General features: G+C 61.7%; 18 protein-coding genes and 1 pseudogene. 6 read left to right on the top strand and 13 right to left on the bottom strand.

Features of this window, described 5'->3' with window-relative positions:
• Window positions 1-59 precede the first annotated feature (59 nt).
• The 8 genes from ABIN98_RS13465 to ABIN98_RS13430 all read right to left on the bottom strand — a co-directional run bounded on the left by ABIN98_RS13465 (window position 60) and on the right by ABIN98_RS13430 (window position 8,245).
• Entirely contained in the window at window positions 60-407 is a 348-nt protein-coding gene (locus ABIN98_RS13465; protein ID WP_346910699.1) for an SH3 domain-containing protein, read from the bottom strand.
• Window positions 408-443: 36 nt separating this feature from the next.
• The gene (gene nhaA / locus ABIN98_RS13460; RefSeq protein WP_346910697.1) at window positions 444-1,772 is read right to left on the bottom strand and encodes a Na+/H+ antiporter NhaA; all 1,329 of its coding nucleotides are present in this window, start codon (window positions 1,770-1,772) and stop codon (window positions 444-446) included.
• 369 nt (window positions 1,773-2,141) lie between these two features.
• Window positions 2,142-3,347, bottom strand: coding sequence for a Na+/H+ antiporter NhaA (nhaA, locus tag ABIN98_RS13455; protein ID WP_346910695.1), 1,206 nt, complete (start codon window positions 3,345-3,347; stop codon window positions 2,142-2,144).
• A gap of 253 nt (window positions 3,348-3,600) precedes the next feature.
• Window positions 3,601-4,377 carry an SDR family oxidoreductase gene (locus ABIN98_RS13450; RefSeq protein ID WP_346910693.1) on the bottom strand — a complete coding sequence of 259 codons (777 nt, stop codon included), beginning with the start codon at window positions 4,375-4,377 and terminating at the stop codon, window positions 3,601-3,603.
• A gap of 51 nt (window positions 4,378-4,428) precedes the next feature.
• Window positions 4,429-5,232 (bottom strand): ABC transporter permease, encoded by an 804-nt coding sequence (locus ABIN98_RS13445; RefSeq protein WP_346910692.1) that lies wholly within the window; start codon window positions 5,230-5,232, stop codon window positions 4,429-4,431.
• Window positions 5,229-5,831: an ABC transporter ATP-binding protein gene (locus ABIN98_RS13440; RefSeq protein WP_346910691.1), complete on the bottom strand. Its 603-nt coding sequence runs from the start codon at window positions 5,829-5,831 to the stop codon at window positions 5,229-5,231. Before ABIN98_RS13440 ends, ABIN98_RS13445 begins: the two co-directional genes overlap by 4 nt.
• A 140-nt stretch (window positions 5,832-5,971) precedes the next feature.
• Window positions 5,972-7,756 carry a hypothetical protein gene (locus ABIN98_RS13435; protein WP_346910689.1) on the bottom strand — a complete coding sequence of 595 codons (1,785 nt, stop codon included), beginning with the start codon at window positions 7,754-7,756 and terminating at the stop codon, window positions 5,972-5,974.
• Between the two features lie 186 nt (window positions 7,757-7,942).
• Window positions 7,943-8,245 carry a tyrosyl-tRNA synthetase gene (locus ABIN98_RS13430; RefSeq protein WP_346910687.1) on the bottom strand — a complete coding sequence of 101 codons (303 nt, stop codon included), beginning with the start codon at window positions 8,243-8,245 and terminating at the stop codon, window positions 7,943-7,945.
• Between the two features lie 359 nt (window positions 8,246-8,604).
• On the opposite strand from ABIN98_RS13430, the gene ABIN98_RS13425 reads away from it, so the two are divergent.
• The 4 genes from ABIN98_RS13425 (at window position 8,605) to ABIN98_RS13410 (ending at window position 12,138) form a co-directional block, all read left to right on the top strand.
• Window positions 8,605-9,789 (top strand): aminotransferase, encoded by a 1,185-nt coding sequence (locus tag ABIN98_RS13425; protein ID WP_346910686.1) that lies wholly within the window; start codon window positions 8,605-8,607, stop codon window positions 9,787-9,789.
• Between the two features lie 10 nt (window positions 9,790-9,799).
• The gene (locus ABIN98_RS13420; RefSeq protein ID WP_346910685.1) at window positions 9,800-10,828 is read left to right on the top strand and encodes an asparaginase; all 1,029 of its coding nucleotides are present in this window, start codon (window positions 9,800-9,802) and stop codon (window positions 10,826-10,828) included.
• Between the two features lie 32 nt (window positions 10,829-10,860).
• Window positions 10,861-11,661, top strand: coding sequence for an arginine deiminase family protein (locus tag ABIN98_RS13415; protein ID WP_346910684.1), 801 nt, complete (start codon window positions 10,861-10,863; stop codon window positions 11,659-11,661).
• Between the two features lie 168 nt (window positions 11,662-11,829).
• Window positions 11,830-12,138 carry a hypothetical protein gene (locus ABIN98_RS13410; RefSeq protein WP_346910682.1) on the top strand — a complete coding sequence of 103 codons (309 nt, stop codon included), beginning with the start codon at window positions 11,830-11,832 and terminating at the stop codon, window positions 12,136-12,138.
• A 75-nt stretch (window positions 12,139-12,213) separates the two neighbouring features.
• Here the strand turns inward: ABIN98_RS13410 and ABIN98_RS13405 are convergent.
• A pseudogene (locus ABIN98_RS13405) lies at window positions 12,214-12,516 on the bottom strand (copper chaperone PCu(A)C); the annotation flags it as partial.
• 77 nt (window positions 12,517-12,593) lie between these two features.
• On the bottom strand, window positions 12,594-14,030 hold the full coding sequence (locus tag ABIN98_RS13400; RefSeq protein WP_346910681.1) for a TIGR03808 family TAT-translocated repetitive protein: 1,437 nt from the start codon (window positions 14,028-14,030) through the stop codon (window positions 12,594-12,596).
• A gap of 110 nt (window positions 14,031-14,140) precedes the next feature.
• Between ABIN98_RS13400 and ABIN98_RS13395 the strand changes: the two genes are divergently transcribed.
• Entirely contained in the window at window positions 14,141-14,416 is a 276-nt protein-coding gene (locus tag ABIN98_RS13395) for a hypothetical protein (protein WP_346910679.1), read from the top strand.
• Between the two features lie 3 nt (window positions 14,417-14,419).
• On the opposite strand, the gene ABIN98_RS13390 is transcribed toward ABIN98_RS13395, so the two are convergent.
• The 3 genes from ABIN98_RS13390 to ABIN98_RS13380 form a co-directional block, all read right to left on the bottom strand.
• A complete protein-coding gene (locus ABIN98_RS13390; protein WP_346910677.1) occupies window positions 14,420-15,037 on the bottom strand; it encodes a pyroglutamyl-peptidase I in 618 nt (205 codons plus the stop codon).
• Window positions 15,038-15,185: 148 nt separating this feature from the next.
• Complete coding sequence (locus ABIN98_RS13385; RefSeq protein WP_346910675.1) at window positions 15,186-15,362, bottom strand: hypothetical protein; 177 nt, start codon at window positions 15,360-15,362, stop codon at window positions 15,186-15,188.
• Entirely contained in the window at window positions 15,299-15,661 is a 363-nt protein-coding gene (locus tag ABIN98_RS13380; RefSeq protein ID WP_346910673.1) for a hypothetical protein, read from the bottom strand. Before ABIN98_RS13380 ends, ABIN98_RS13385 begins: the two co-directional genes overlap by 64 nt.
• A gap of 230 nt (window positions 15,662-15,891) precedes the next feature.
• Here ABIN98_RS13380 and ABIN98_RS13375 point away from each other — a divergent pair, with 230 nt between their 5' ends.
• Window positions 15,892-16,479 carry a TetR/AcrR family transcriptional regulator gene (locus tag ABIN98_RS13375; RefSeq protein ID WP_346910671.1) on the top strand — a complete coding sequence of 196 codons (588 nt, stop codon included), beginning with the start codon at window positions 15,892-15,894 and terminating at the stop codon, window positions 16,477-16,479.
• The last annotated feature ends 4 nt before the right edge of the window (window positions 16,480-16,483 follow it).

Genomic DNA, 16,483 nt, shown 5'->3' with positions numbered 1-16,483 from the left:
AAAAGGCGAGCTGCAAGCGGTCGTGCAATTTGACCGATTAAACGGGGGAGGCCGATATCCTACGGACACTCGCTGTCGCGAACGTACCGGGCCTTCACCCATCCACGCGTGACGTCGCGGCCGGAATCGTAGTGGGAGACCGGACACCAGCGGCTGGCCCAGGGGCGGGAGAGCGGTTCGCAGGGCGCATCGAGATGAATGATGCCGTGGTTGCCGGGTACGAGAACATCAACAATACGCGAAGACGCCGAGGGTCCGGATCGCATGTTGAGGGCGTCATTCGCCGCGACATTGACCACGAACAGGCACCCCGGGCCGGTTGTCGCTTCAGCGGTCTGGGGAAGAAGGAAAGGCATCGCGGCCGCGCAGGCGGCCAGTGCCAATGAAAGGAAGCTGTTCTTGCGCATGGTTCCCCCCTCCGCCGGTCGCGAAACGTCAGGGGATCAGTCTACTGCGCGCAGAATGGCTTGCAAGCCGCATGTGAAATGATTGCCTGGAGGAATTGACCGCCGGCCGGAGCGGAGCTTGTCCGCGAAACCGGCCGGGGAAGAGGCTTTACGCCTTTGCTGTTGCGCGCCCTGGTTCCGGGGAGGCAAACCGCAGCAGCAGGTAACCCAGAACCGCGCTGGCGATCGAACCGGCCAGCACGCCCAGTCGCAGCTGGGCCATGAGCTCCGGTTGTCGAACGCGAGCGAGCCGATGAACAGGCTCATGGTGAAGCCGATGCCGCACAAGAGGGCCACGCCATAAATCTGCAGCCAGTTCGCGTCGCGGGGCATGGGCGCCAGGCGCAATTTGACGGTGAGCCAGATCATGGCGAAGATCCCGATCTGCTTGCCCGCGAACAGACCGAGTGTAATGCCGAGGCTGACCGGTTCGGTGAAGCTGTCCAACCCCATGCCGGAGAAGGAGACGCCTGCGTTGGCAAATGCAAACAGGGGCAGGATGCCGAACGCGACCCAGCGGTGCAGGCCGTGCTCCAACTCCTCCAGGAGGGTATGATGCGCTCCTTCCGCTTTGGCCAACGGGATCGCGAAGGCTGTGATCACGCCGGCCAGGGTGGCGTGCACTCCTGACTTGAGCACGATCGTCCACAATACGATGCCGACAACCACATAAGGCGCGGTTTTCGTCACCCCCATTCGGTTGAGGATGAAGAGAAGGATGATCGGGATGATCGCCAGCGCAAGCACCGTGAGCGACAGTTTGCTGGTGTAGAAGAAGGCGATGATGAGAATTGCGCCAAGGTCGTCGAAGATGGCGATGGCCAGAAGCAGGATCTTGAGGCTGCCTGGAATCCGGTTTCCCAGAAGCGACAGCACCGCAAGCGCGAAGGCAATGTCGGTTGCCGCGGGGATCGCCCAGCCGCTCATGCTTTCCGGAGAGTCGAGATTGATCAGGGCGTAAATCCCGGACGGCACCAGAACACCGCCGATTGCGGCGATGCCGGGAAGGGCCACCTGCGCCGCCGAGGCCAGTTCGCCGATGCGGAATTCCCGTTTGATTTCCAGCCCTACGAGGAAAAAGAAAATGGCCATAAGGCCATCGTTGATCCACAGCAGGAACGGTTTCGCGATCTCAAGATCTCCGAACTTGACAGCAACCGGAATCTCGAGAAACGCGGTATACGTACCCACTAATCCGGAATTGGCGAGCCCCATGGCAAGGACCGTGGCGGCGACCAGCATGAGGCCGCCTGTGGCTTCCATCTTGAGGAAGTCATTGATTGCTTCGGTCAATTGCCGGTGTTTCTGCCGGATCGCCTGGATCATGTGCCTGTTTCCAAATCCTGTCTGTTTTAAGTCAAACTGAAGGTATGGCAGCAATTCAGAAATTCAAATGTTGAGATGCATTCTTTCGTCGAAAATCGATCATTGCGTCAGAGGCTGTTGTAAAAAACGCATTGAGAACGAATCCAACCGGGAAAAGCCCAGGATCTTCCGAGCGCCCGCGATCAAAGCTTGCCGGTCCAGGGCGCGGAGAAGCACGCGCGGCAGAGCGGTATTGCGAAGGATGAACAGGGAAGGCGGGAACCAACTTCCGGGTGCCGGAACGAAGTGGCGTTCATACCGCGGGTTCTCACCCCCGAACCAGCCGGCACGGACTGTGTCCGCGAAACCGGCCGGGGAGAAGTCGGGGCGTTACGCCCCGGCTACTGGCTTGGATGTGTACCGCAGCAGGAGGTAGCCCAAAGTGGCACTGACGATCGAGCCGGTCAGGACGCCAAGACGCAACTGAGCGACATATTCCTGTGTTTCGAAGGCGAGCGTCCCGATGAACAGGCTCATGGTGAAGCCGATGCCGCACAAGAGGGCCACGCCATAAATCTGCCCCCAGTTCGCCCCACGGGGCATCGGGGCCAGGCCGATCATGATTGTAATCCACAGCGTCAGGAAAATACCGATCTGCTTGCCCGCAAAAAGGCCGAGCGAAATACCGAGCGCGACCGGCTCCGAAAAGCTCTCCAGCCCGATGCCTGCAAAGGAAACGCCGGCATTGGCGAAGGCGAACAGGGGCAGGATACCAAAGGCGACCCAGCGGTGCAGGCCGTGTTCCAATTCCTCAAGCACCGTATGGTGTGCGCCCTCAGCCTTCGTCAGCGGGATCGCGAAGGCGGTCACCACACCGGCAATGGTTGCGTGAACGCCCGATTTCAGATCGATCACCCAGAGGATGATGCCGAGAACCACATAGGGAGCGGTCTTTTTGACGCCCGCCCGATTGAGCAGGAAAAGGCCGATGATCGGAAAGATGGAAAGCGCCAGGATCTTGACGGAAAGGCCACTGGTATAGAAGACCGCGATGATGACGATTGCGCCAAGGTCATCGAAGATCGCGATCGCCAGCAACAGGACCTTGAGGCTGGTGGGAACCCGGGGTCCCAGCAGCGAAATCACGGCAACCGCAAACGCGATGTCGGTGGCCGCGGGAATTGCCCAGCCGTTCAGGCCGCCCGGATTGGACAGGTTGAACAGAACATAAATCAGGGCAGGTGCCATCATGCCGCCGATGGCGGCAATACCGGGAAGCGCGACCTGTGCCGGCGAGGCCAACTCGCCGATGCGGAATTCTCGTTTGATTTCCAGACCCACAAGGAAGAAGAAGATGGCCATGAGGCCGTCATTGATCCATAGCAGGAGCGGCTTGGCGATCTTCAGATCGCCGAACTGGATGGCGACCGGAATGTCCAGGAACGCCTTGTACACATCCTGATAGGATGTATTCGCCATCACCATAGCAAGAATAGTTGCCACCACCAGAAACAGGCCGCCCGTGGCTTCCATCTTGAGAAAGTCACTGATCGTTTCGGACAGTTGGCGGCGCTTTTCGCGGATAACTTGGATCATGTGTATGTTTCCAAATTGTGGCTGTTTGTCTTGAACCCGTCGTAGATACGGCCGATATTCGGAAAATTACATGGTGCAGCGGCATCTTTGTTGGATCGTTGACAATGGTGGTAACCTACGGCGGTAAATAAGTCGTTGCGAGAACGCCCCGGCACGCAGTATTCGTGCTGTCGATCCTCCAATCTCCATCCATCCGGCTCAACTCGGTTGCGGTGTTCTCCTTTCTGCCGGCCGTTCGGAAACCTGTCGGGACTCAGGCAAGTGTCTGCAGATCGGCATCGATGCTGATCGCCTGACCGGAAATCGTCCTGCCGCGTGTCGATGCGAGAAACAGCATCATGTCGGCCAACTGGCGAGGATCGATCATTTCCTTGATCGAGGCATGGGCAAGAAAGTCCGTTTCCGCTTCGCTGTAAGTCTTGCCGAGGGCGTCCGCCTTGGCGGCGATCACCCGTGTGAGCCGGTCGCCTTCCACCAGCCCGGGCAGAATGGTGTTGCACCGGATGCCGAAGGGACCGAGCTCGCGCGCGATCGTCTTGGTGAAACCGACGATGCCCCATTTCGCGGCCGAATAGGCACTGCGGAACTGGAAGCCGAATTTCCCTGCAGCCGACGACAGGTTGATGATCGAAGGGTTGCCAGAGGCCTTGAGAGGCTCGACCGCAAGCCGGGTGCAGTTGAACTGGCTGGTCAGGGTGACGGCGATACACCGGTCCCAGTCGGCCGGATCCATCTGTTCCACCGGAGCGGTTGCCCCCGAAATGCCCGCATTGTTGATCAGGCAGTCCAGGCCGCCGAGGTCTTCGAGCACCGTGTCGAACAGCGCCTGCACCTGCGCCCGGTCGGCCACGTCGCACAAGCTGGCGCCGATCCCCGGATTGTCCGTTCGAAACGCGGCCAGGGCCGCTTCGTCGATGTCGCAGATATGCACCCGCGCGCCTTCCGCCGCAAAAGCCCGCGCCGTGTGCAGGCCAATGCCAGAGGCCCCCGCGGTAATGAGCACCCGCAATCTTTCCAGTCCAAGATCCAATTTCAGTTCCTCCCAATTCAGCGCAAATATCCGTTTGCGGCACACTTCGAATTAGCTGGTATCGCTCAGCCGGTCGAGTCGAAGCCGGTGGCGGGTGTCGGTCAGGCGCCAGGCGCTGGCGAGCACGGCGGACAGGACGCCCAGTCCGGTCGCGCCGCCGATTAGAAACATGATCAGCAATTGGTACTTCACCGCTTCCTGGGGATCGGCGCCGGACAGGATCTGGCCGGTCATCATGCCGGGCAGGGAGACGACGCCGGTGGCGGCCATGGCGTTGATGATCGGCGTGAACCCGGCACGCAACGCTCGGCGGAGCGGCGGCAGGAGCGCATTGAGGCTTGTCTCGCCCAGGAGAAGCTGGGCCTCGATGGCCCGGCGTTCCCGGTCGACCAGACTGTGCAGGGAATCCAGCCCAAGGCTGACACCAGTCATGGTGTTGCCGAGGATCATTCCGAACAGGGGCAGCGCGTATTGGGGCGACCACCAGGGCGTGGGCTGGATCTGCGTCGTTAGCGCGAAGATGGTGACGATCGTTCCGGAAAAGGTCATGGCGGCGGCACCCAGACCGTAGCCCCAGAGGCCTGTATGGCGGCGTTCCTGCCGGGCGCGGATCTCGCGCCCGGCGAACCCGATCATGACGGTTGCCACCACGGCCGTGAGCCAGGGGGAGGCCGCCGCGAACACGACCTTGAGCACCAGACCCACCAGCAGAAGCTGGAGCATCATCCGAACGGCTGCGATCATCAATTGCCGCGCAAGTCCGAGACGAAGCGCCAGCGACAGTGCGGCATTGAGGAAGAGAAACACGGACGCCAGCGCCAGGTCCCAGGGGGAGAGTACGATGTAACCGGTCATGCCACGGCCTCCGCTTCCTCGGAGAGACGGCCGTGTTCCATCAGGAAATGCCGCCCGGCGACCCGCTGGGCCTGTGCCTGGTCATGGGTTACCAGCAGGACCGCGACGCCGCGGTCCATCTGCTCGCGTATGATGTCCTCCACCCGCGCGGTGGCCTTGTCGTCGAGCGCGGATGTGGGTTCGTCGAGCAACAGGACTTTGGGCTTGTTGTGGAGGGCCCGGGCCAGGGCGAGACGCTGCTTTTCGCCGGTGGACAGGCGGTGGATCTTCCAGTCGAGCGAATCCGGCAATCCGACGGCTTCCAGAAGGGCCTCGGTCTCCGGGTCCATCTTGAAATGCTCGACGACAGTGTCGGTCCACCATCCGCTTTCCGCCGGAACCAGCGCGACGAGACGGCGCCATTGTGGGGCGGGCATGCGGTTTCGCGATTGCTGATCCAGCCGGGCGTCGCCCTCGTTCGGATCGAGATCGGCAATGGCACGCAAAAGCAGAGATTTACCGGCACCCGAAGCGCCGCGAAGGGAAACACATTCGTCTGGCGCGATCGAAAGCGAGACCGGGCCGATCAAGGGCGTCTTCAGGTCGGATATTTCAAACATGGCGGCGGCTGGTGTTTGAGACTGACCTGCCCACGGTATCCCCTTTACGCAGAAATTACACCGCCTGAGACAGCAAAAGGGCCGGTCGCATGCTGCGCCGGCCCTTTCGGCAAGTTTGAGATCCCTTCGGATCGGAGGCGTTACTGCCCCGCCGGCTTCGGCTGCTGACCGGTGTTCTGACCGCCGATGCTCGCGCCGAGAAGCGCTGCGGCACCGGCAAGTCCGGCACCGTCGCCGCCGACAATGGTGTTCGGCACCAGCTTGCCGACCAGTCCGACCAGTTCCGGCTTGCGCTCCAGCGAGGCAAGCAGCTTTTCAAGCGCCTGGAGCAGGGCGACCCGGTCCTGGCCGAGCACGTCGACCTGGGCGCGCTGGCCGCGGGCGAGCTCTTCCAGATACTGGCGCTCGGCGCGCCCGAGGGCGGCCCGTTCCTGCTCGCGCTGGTTGGCGACCTGCACCGCGATCTGGGCTTCCACCAGGCGCGGCTGTTCGTCGGCGGTGGATCGGGCCTGTTCGGTCTCGATGCGTTTCTGCTGTGCGTCGGTCTCCCGCTCGTAGGCGATCGACAGCTGGTCGGCAAGCTGCACGCGCAGGCGAGACACCAGGAGCTCCGGCGGGATCGCCGGTTCGCCCAGGCGGATCTCGCGGATGTCGACGCCGGCCTTGTTGCCTTCCACCTTGATCTGCGCCTCGATGGTCTGCTCCAGCGCGTCCCGGTTCTCGATCAGGTCGAGGACGCGGGTCGGACGAACGGTGTAGGTGACCGGCGAAGTCACAGCGCCGTTGGCATCCTTGTCCTGCACCCGGATCGAGGCACCGGCCACGTTGCGTACGATGGACCGGATCGCAGGGGTGAGGATGCGGTTCTCGATCTCTTCCAGTCCGCCGACCGAGCCGACCACGACCGGAGCATTGGTCGGATCAACCTGGACCAGCGCGCGCAGCTCCAGCGGAATGTCCCAGCCTTCGACCTTGACGAACACCGCCTTGTCGGCGGCATCGTTCGGGACTGGTTCATTCACGGAGCGTTCGGTCTGCTTGATATCGCCTTCCTGGTCGACGGAAAGATCGATGATCCGCTTGGTATAGCCGCCCTTGTATTCCCAGGTCTGGACGCGGGTGTCGACAAGGGTGACCTCATAGGCCTGGCGGTTCAGATAATAGGCGCCGGGAAAGAGCGGATCTTTCCAGATGCCGACGCAGCCGCGCGGAACCAGCGGCACGGACAGTGCTTCGCGGGAAACCTGCGACGCGGAGACTTCCTCCTCCACGCAGTTGATGCCCGGCTGGCTGACGTTGGATTTGACCACGCCCACATGACCGGCCGGGATCACCGTGGCGTTGGTGCCCTGATCGAGCCGGACGTCGAACAGATAACGGTTCAGGCGGTACTGGCCCGGTTTCAGCACCGTTTCCTGCGGACCGCGCAACCCGCCCTTGGTCAGGAAGACATCGGCCTTCAGCATGTCGCCCATGTCCTCGTCTGGGATGGCGGGCGCCATGAACATGCCCGACGGCATGGCCTGACCGTCCAGGGTGGTCAGCTGGCCGTAATAGCCTTCGGGTATCGTAACGACGTCGAATTCCTCGAAGTCGTAGAGAACGCGGACCAGCGGGATGAAATGGAAGCCGGGGCCGAGGATTTCCGCCTGCGGACCCTTTTCGCCGTTGAGCGCGATGATCCGTCCCGGCGGCAACTCCTTGAAGGCGTAGATCCGCTTTAGATGGCCGACCTGGTTGGCGTCCACGAAGATGAAGGAGGTCGAGGCCAGCATGAACAGGCCGATGCCCAGGGCGACGACCCCACTGAGCGGACCGTAAAGGAGCCGGCCGATCCTGGATGTCGGCGTCGAAGGGCCCGGGCGGCGGACAATCATGAAGATGCCTGCGACGACGGCAATTATGCCAATCAGGACTTCAAGCATGGAAATTCTCCGAATCGTCTTTTGGGTGCCTTAACGGCGACTCGCTCTTGTAGCTTACGCAACGAAATCAGGCTTCCAAAACAGAATTGTGTCTAAAAAGAAAAGCAAGCGGGTGGCGGAACGCGTGCAAAGACCTCCGGATGGTCCGGAGGTCTTTTGCAGTCAGGAGGTCAGGTCCCGACCGGATCAGTAGCGGCAGACTTCGCGATAGCCGACGACAACGTAATGGCCGTAGTAAGGATCCCAGCGGCGAACGGCCTTGTTGAAGCAGCGATACGGACGCGGGGCCGGACGATAGCCGTAAGCGGGGCCGTAACCGGAGTTGTACTGCGAACCGATGATGGCGCCTGTTGCCAGTCCGATGACGGCGCCGGCGGCGAAGGCGCCCTTGCGGCCGTTCTTTGCATCTGCGGTCTGGGTCGTAACGGTCATTGCGGATGTGGCGATGACGGCGACGGCCATGGTGGTCACTGCGATTTTCTTGAACATTGTCTTATCCCTCTGCTTTCCGGCGGGTCGGTTCATTCCGCCGCCGATGAGGAAAAGCTACACGCGAATGCCCCAGCGTAATGTGATGGCGGTCACGCTTGGTGCTTTTGGCGGAAATAATGCGATCTGAGGTTCTTCAGGGTGCATCAGGGGATGAAATTTCGGCTTAAGTGCCCTTTGCCGCCATAGTGACTTGGAGAGGTATAGGAGCGTTGGCAAAGGCAGCGATCTTGCAAAGCGTTTTGCCTCAACGGCAGGTTCTGGAGAAAACCGGCATAAACACCTCTCGACGCGCCGGATAACCGGCGCTACAAGCCGATGAGCTGAATAAGAATTCGGGTGGTCCAGGGAGGGCCTTCATGAAAGCGACAAACCCCGTCTTCACCGGTCTGGAAACGACCATCTTCGAAACCATGTCGCGGCTCGCGATGGCGCATAAGGCTGTCAATCTGGGCCAGGGCTTTCCGGACGTGGACGGTCCGCTCGATATCCGTCAGGCCGCGGCCGATGCCCTGATATCCGGACCCAATCAGTACCCTCCGATGCTTGGCCTGCCCGAACTGCGCCAGGCGGTGGCGGCGGCCAACAAGCGTTTTTACGGTCTCGACATCGACTGGCAGAGCCAGGTGATCGTCACCTCGGGCGCCACGGAAGCGCTCGCCGACTGCCTTGTGGCGCTGGTCGAGCCCGGCGACGAGGTGATCCTGATCGAGCCGCTCTATGATTGCTATCTGCCCATGGTGAAGCGAGCCGGCGGCATTCCGGTGCGTTTGCGGGTCACCCCGCCGGAATGGGCGCTCGATCTGGACGCGCTGGAGCGCGCCTTCAACGACCGCACCAAGGCGATCCTGATCAACAACCCCATGAACCCGACCGCCAAGGTCTTTTCCGATGCCGAACTGCAGGCGATCGCCGACCTCTGCGTCCGCCACGATGTCTTCGCCGTCTGCGACGAGGTCTATGAGCATCTGCTGTTCGACGGCATTGCCCACCGGCCGCTGATGACCTTCGATGGCATGGCGGACCGCTGCGTGCGTATCGGTTCCGCGGGCAAGACCTTCTCCCTGACAGGCTGGAAAGTCGGTTACATCACCGGCGCAAAGGAGCTGATCGATCCGATTGCCAAGGCGCACCAGTATGTGACCTTCACCACGCCGCCGAACCTGCAGAAGGCTGTGGCCTACGGTCTGGCCAAGGACGAGAGCTACTATGATGGCCTGTCCGCCGAACTCCAGGCCAAGCGCGATCTCATGGCGTCGGGCCTGGAAAAACTCGGCTTCGGCGTATTGCCTTGTGATGCGACCTATTTCCTGACCTGCGACATTTCCGGTCTCGGCCTTGGCGAGAATGACGTCGAGGTCTGCCAGAAAATGGTCGAAGAGGCCGGGGTTGCCGTGGTGCCGGTTTCCGCCTTCTATGGAGACGACGCGCCGGGGAACTTCATCCGCTTTTGCTTCTGCAAGCAGGACAGCGTGATCAACGAGGCAATTGACCGACTGTCCGCCTGGATGGCGCCCGCAGCGGCCGGCGCGGTGGGCAATTAGGAGTTTTCGGATGACCAATCCCGTCACCGTCGAAGTCACGCGCGGATCTCTGGTGGAGAGCTTTCACCGCGGCGCCGTTGCCGTGGCCGACACGACGGGCAAGCTCGTCTGCGCCATCGGCGACACCAAGGCCCGGGTGTTTCCGCGTTCCGCCATCAAGGCGCTGCAAGCCCTGCCGCTGGTGGAATCAGGCGCCGCCGAAGCGCTCGACTTCGACGACGCGGAACTGGCCCTTGCCTGTGCCTCCCATTCCGGCGAGGCGGTGCATGTTAGTGCCGCGCGGGTGATGCTGATCAAGGCGGGGCTTTCCGAAGACGATCTGGAATGCGGCTCCCACTGGCCCCGGCGCATGGAGGACATCGCCGAGTTGATCCGGGCCGACGAGACGCCGTGCCCCCTGCACAACAATTGTTCCGGCAAACACGCCGGTTTTCTCGGGCTGGCCAAGGTTATGGGCCTGCCGACGCGGGGCTACGTGCTGCCCGATCATCCGGTGCAGCAGGAAATCAAGGCCGTGCTGGAACAGCTGACCGGCGAGACACTGACCCCGGACATCTGCGGCACCGACGGCTGCTCGATCCCGACCTATGCCACCCCGCTGGAAAGCTTTGCTCGTGCCTTTGCCTGTTTCGGTACCGGCGAGGGGATGGATCCGGTCCGCGCGAAGGCGGCGGAGCGGATCTACGAGGCCTGTGTCAACGAGCCGTTCATGGTGGCCGGCACCGATCGGTTCTGCACCGACGTGATGGCCGCCTTCAACGGGCGGGTCTTCGTCAAGACCGGCGCGGAAGGCGTCTTCTGCGGCGCCGTTCCCGAGCTTGGTCTCGGTATCGCGCTCAAATGCGACGACGGCGCCACCCGCGCCTCGGAAGTGATGATGGCGGCGGTTCTGGAAGCCATGCTCGAGATGAACGAGGACGAAGCCAAAACCCTCGACCGGCTGGTCAATCCGCTGGTCCTGACCCGCCGCGAGATCCCGGCCGGCGAAATTCGTCCGGGCAAGGATTTCCTGGCAAGTCTGAAATCCGCACTGTCCTGATTTCCCTGCCCTCCAGACAAAAGGGATCTGTGATGCCCCGCCGCGAAGGCCTGTCATGGCGCTTTTCCCACGCCATCACCCGGACACCTGCAGACAGCGTGGCAAACGGTCTGCGTGCAGTCGATACGGGGGATCCGAGCGGCACGGCGTTTCGGGCTGAACATGCAGCTTATGTGCAGGCGCTAGAGGCTGCTGGCCTGACGGTGGACGTCCTGCCGCCGCTTGAGGCCTATCCCGACAGCTGTTTCGTCGAGGATCCGGCCTTCTGCCTGCCGAACGGCGCGATCCTGCTCCGGCCCGGTGCGGCAAGCCGGAAAGGCGAGGCGGGGGAAATCCGAGCAGTTCTGGAAAGCCGCTTCGACCGGGTCGTCGAAGTCCCCGGCAGCGGTCATGTGGACGGCGGCGATGTGCTGACGCTCGACGACGAAATCCTCATCGGTCTGTCCGCCCGCACCGACCGGGAGGGCGCCGAAGCCTTTGCAGGGCTGTTGAGAGAGTGGGGCTACACGGCTCGCGTTGCCGAAACGCCGGAGGGCGTTCTGCATTTCAAGACCGCCTGTTCCACCCTTGGGGAGGGCGTGATCCTGGCCACAAAGGTGATGATCGACACCAGCTTTTTCGGAAGCCGGAGGACGATAACCGTTCCGGACAGCGAGGACTACGCGGCCAATGTCATCCGCGTGAACGACGTGGTTCTCGTCCCCGAAGGCTATCCGAAAACGACAGCCGCGATCGAAGCGGGTGGTTTCAGGACGGTGACCGTGCCGACCCACGAGGCGCGCAAGGTGGACGGCGGCCTGTCCTGTCTTTCGCTGCGGTTTGCCAGGAATTGAGCCATCCCCGCTTTTGCGATGGGAGGTCGATCGGAACTCTCTTTGAAATTCGGGCAAAAATTACGTAGGGTAATCTTTGCAGAACTTCAGTTCGTGATGCCTTGAGCTGTCTCTGCGGTTCGAAGTTGGTCAACCGTCCTGAAGAGGCATCGATATTTCGAGGAAATCATGTTTCGACTATTGCTTCTAGGCGCATCCCTGCTGCTCCTGTCCGCCGTTTCCGGCCAGGCTCAGAGTTTCAACTGCCGCTATGCCAAACTTCCGGCAGAGATTGCCATTTGCGATTATCCGGGTCTGGCGGATCTGGATATCAAGATGGCGGAGCGATATTACCGCATACCGCCTCATGCCAAAGCCTATGAGCGCCGTCTCCAGGCGCAATGGCTCGCCCGTCGCAACAGGTGCGGCTACAACGAGGGCTGTATCGAATCGGCCTATCGCACCCGCATTCTCTATCTGCGCGAATATTACTACTGACAGGCTTTTCCGATCAATGGCAGGACAAGACAGTCCGGCCGATCATTCGGGTGCTAGGGCGCATCGTGAAGAGCTCTAATGATTGGCGCTCTTTTCGACGACGACCTCGACCGGCAGCTTGCCCGCATTGCCGAAATCGAGAACGACTTCGAACTGGTCCCCTTCCTTCACGGTCTTCTTGAGACCGGACAGCCAGATGTGCTCTCGCCACTTGGCCATGCCGAACGGCTTGTTCGGCGGAAGCTTGATCCGGTCGGGCCAGCTCACAGCGCCGTCCTTGGAAATCCGGAATCGGGCCTGGTCTGCGATCGGGCTGGATGCGCCCACAAGCTGGATGGCTTCGGCGCTGGTGTTGAGGATCGGGCCAAAGACCGCGACAGCGCACCCTCCGTCTGCAGGCGGCGGTGCCTAGGCGTGGCCGACCATGATGCAACGCGCGTGCGCCTTGGCGCCTGCTAGGCCGCGACCTGGTTGCCGCTGATGCTGAGATTGGGCCAGTCGGTCGAGCCGTTCAGTTCGCCGGTCGCCTTGTCGAGCCAGCGATAACCGTTGATCCCCCCGGTCCGGCTGCCCTGCACGATGTTGTTGCTGATGACCGCCGATCCCGCGCCTTCCACGACCGTGACGGCAATCCCCTGGCCGCAGTCACGCAGCATGTTCTGGGATGCGATCAGGTTGCGCATGTAAGGGCCCCAGCCGAGAAGCATGCCGAAACGCGGCGCGCCTTCGATCACATTACCGGTGATCGTGGTGTCTGCTTCGGCGGCGATGCCGATGCCGAAGCCGGCGACCTCGGGCGGGTAGGGACCGACCTCGGTGAGGTTGCGAATGAGATTGCCCGAACACACGGCAAGCCGTCCGCCTTGCATGAAATTGGCGATGGACACCCCGGTCGTCGCGCCGTCGATCAGGTTGTCGGAGATCACAGCACCCTGGAAGGCGAACTCGGAATAGATCGCCACTTCGCCGGAGCGCAGGCAGGAGTTGCCTGTGATCTGCACGTTGGACCCGGTGTTGGACCGGATCGCGGAAAAGGCGCAATCGGCAATACGGTTGCCGGAAATCACCACGCCGTGGGCGCGGAACACGTTGATGCCGTTGCCCCACTGGCCGGTGCCGCCGTGTTTGGCGCCGATGCGTTCCACCCGGTTGCCGGACACGAGCGTGCCGTCCTCGCCCTCGCTCCAGCGATGCACCCAGATGCCGCCATTGGCGCAATCGGTGACCACATTGCCGGTCAGGGCCAGACCGTCGGCTTCATTGGAAATGATGCCGGCTTCAGCGGCGCCGGAGACGTGACAGTCGGTCACCCGGCCCGAACAGCGGTCCATCAGCAACCCGGTCCGGCTTGAGCCGGTCACGTCGCAATTCTGCATCGTCAGCTGGCGTACGCCGATGAAATGCAAGAGCCCGTCGGTCTGGTCGCCGATCGACCGGTTGGCGCCGTCGAAAGTGATGCCGGTGAGCCCGACATTATTGACGCCCTTGGCCGTGGCGAGCAGGCCGCCGCCGCCCTGATAGATCAGCCGGGTTCGGCCGGGAATGCCGACGATGAGCGTGCCGGAGGGAAAGTTCAGGTTGGAGACCGGATAGGTGCCGGCCGGCAGGAACAGCGCGCGGCCCTTTTCCGCGGCCCGGTTGACCGCGTCCTGGAACAGGGCGCTTTGGTCGCTGGAGGCATTCGGATAAAGGCCCAGATCGGTTGCATCGATCGAGCCGCGCAGTTCGGCGACCTGAACAAGGGCCTTGGAGGACGTGCCGGAAAGGCACAGCGCTGCCCCGCCCATTGTCCCACCAAGGAACGCCCGGCGGGTTATGCCGGTGTTAAACAGGCCGGAAACGGCGGGTTTGCCGGCGTAATCTGTCCCGGATTTGGAAATGCGCTTGATCATACGACGACTTGAGCAAGCCCCGTGCCGATTGACGGAACAGTCCTTGACCCGGGTCAATGAATTCTTGCGCAGGACGGGTACTCTTCCCCTTGGAGGAAGGGAGGAGGAACATGATCACGATAGAGGATTGCATCGGCCTGAGCGATCTCAGGGAGGACGAGATCCTGGCCCTTGCCGAACACGAACATATCCCGGAAATCGCGGCGGCCGCGCTGGGTGCCTATCTGCTGCACCAGAAGCACGGGGCCGAGCGGATCAGGGCGATGATCGAAGATGACATTCGCGCGGCGAATGCCCGTGGCGATCAGATGCATGCGGCCGAGCTGTTCATGGCCTTGCGTCACTTCATGTATGACCACCGGGACGCGCTCGAAAGCGGAGAATAAAGCTCAGACGCGGCGCCGGGTTTCCTCAAGGATCAGGATCGCCGCCCTTTCCATCTGTTGCAGCGACAGTTTCGCGTCGAAACGCCCGCGCGGCAGAGGCGGGACATGCACGAAGACGGCTGGGATGCCGCTGCCGATGCTGTCCCACAAGGTGGCATTGCACAGGTAGGTGCCGGCATTGCGAGAAAGGGCGACCGGGAGGCCTGAGCGGGCGGCGGCCTGATACAGGGCGCGGACGGGCAGGGTAGAGGTTCTGGCCCTTTCCGCTCCCGGCTCCAGCAAGGCTGTTTCGGCATGGGCGCCCGAAGCATCCGGTTTCACCCGTGTCGCCCGATTGACCGCCCGGGTTTCGATATTGATCGTCCGGCGGCTGCCGTCGACACCGAAATGCACGATGGCGTCCGGCGACAGGTCTTTCCGCAACCGGTCTGTGACTTCGAAACGGCCGGCCCAGGTCGTCGGCAGGATTTCGAACTGGAACCGGATGCCGCGATGCTCATGGATCAGGCGCCGCGGCAGCCGCTCCATCAGGAGCGCGGTCGGATTGACCGGCATTCCGGGGAAAGGCTCAAAGCCGGTGACAAGGACGGTTTTCAGGACAGGTCCCTTCGGAAGCGGCAAAAGAGGTCTGGCGGCGAAAGAGATGCCTCCGGAGGATCGCTCCAATTCAGGTTTCGGGCAACAGCCATTCGCAAACGGAATTGCGGACGAGGCGGTGGCGTACCTCGTCCGCAACGAGCTGATGCAGTAATTCGGTTCAGGAGGCTTCTTACTGCAGGTCGCTCGGGTCCTTGCCCTCGATGGTCTGCCACTTTTCATCGGCGGTCTTGATGTAGCCGGGAACGTCCTCGTTCCAGCGCGCGGACACGGCCTTGGACAGGTTCAGGTAAAGCTTGTCATCAACGATCTTCCAGACCTGCGGGTCGCCGTCGAACTTGTAGCCCATGGCGGTGCCGAAGGCGCAGAAGCCGCCGTATTGGAGGGGGCGTATTTGGCCGGATTGGCCTGGAAGGCTTCCTGGTTTTCCTTGGTCGTGAAACGATAGGTGGCGCCTTTGTAGTCGGCGGTCAGGTTGATGTCGCCGGCCTGGGGTTCTCCGGCCTTGAAATAGGACACCGGATCATAGCCGCGCAGGGCAAGGCCGGTGGTCGTGGCATTGACATCGACGCCGGCAGCCAGCGCATTTGCCGCAAAAGCGACGAGGAGGAAAACCGCGGCAAAGCCGCTGCGGATAATGGTCGTCATGGATGTATCTCCCTATCGGAATATCGATCCGACGACTTGGAGCTGATCGGGACGGCAACCTGAGTTGTGTACCGGTTGGTTCCCAATAGACCGAGCAGCTCCTTGCGTCGTCGGCTCAGGAAATATATGATTAGGAACCGTTCGGTACAAAAAACATTGAGGTGATAACCGGGTGAAGATTGAAAGACGGGTCACACAGGATCAATTAAAAATGCAGGGGATCGCAAAAAATGGCGCGGCCGCGTGAATTCGATCCGGATACGGCCATAACGGCTGCCATGCACCTGTTCTGGGATCATGGCTACGAGGATGCCTCCCTGGCCGGCCTGCTGGAGGTCATGAAGATCACCAAGGGGTCGTTCTACAAGGCCTTCACGGACAAGAAATCCGTCTATCTCAAGACCCTCGACTATTACGATGACAAGGTGGTTGGCCGGACGGTCCGGAACCTGATGGATACCGAACAGGGAAACGGAGCCGAAAGAATCCTCGCTCTGTTCGAAGCCGTTGCTACGTCCGCCAGGACTGATGGCGATCGCTCCGGATGTTTCCTGTGCAATGCTCTGATTGACCGTGCCGCGCACGATGCGGAAATCGAGGAACGGCTGCAGGCAATGGTGTTTCGACTTGAAAACGGGTTCAGGGCCGCGCTTGAAGACGTGCCGCACCGGCCCGGTCCGGACTGGGTGCGGGCGACCGCCCGCGGTGTGCTCTCAAGCTATTTTGGCTTGCGCGTGCTCGGAAAGGCCGGGCTTTCGAAGACTATGGCCGAGGATTGTGTCGCCCAGGTCCGGCGCCTGCTTGAGCCCGTCGCCTAGGGTA

The sequence above is a fragment of the uncultured Roseibium sp. genome, from assembly GCF_963675095.2.
Lineage (GTDB): Bacteria > Pseudomonadota > Alphaproteobacteria > Rhizobiales > Stappiaceae > Roseibium.
Note: the sequence above shows the minus strand (reverse complement) of the source record. Positions and strands in the feature narration are given on the sequence as shown.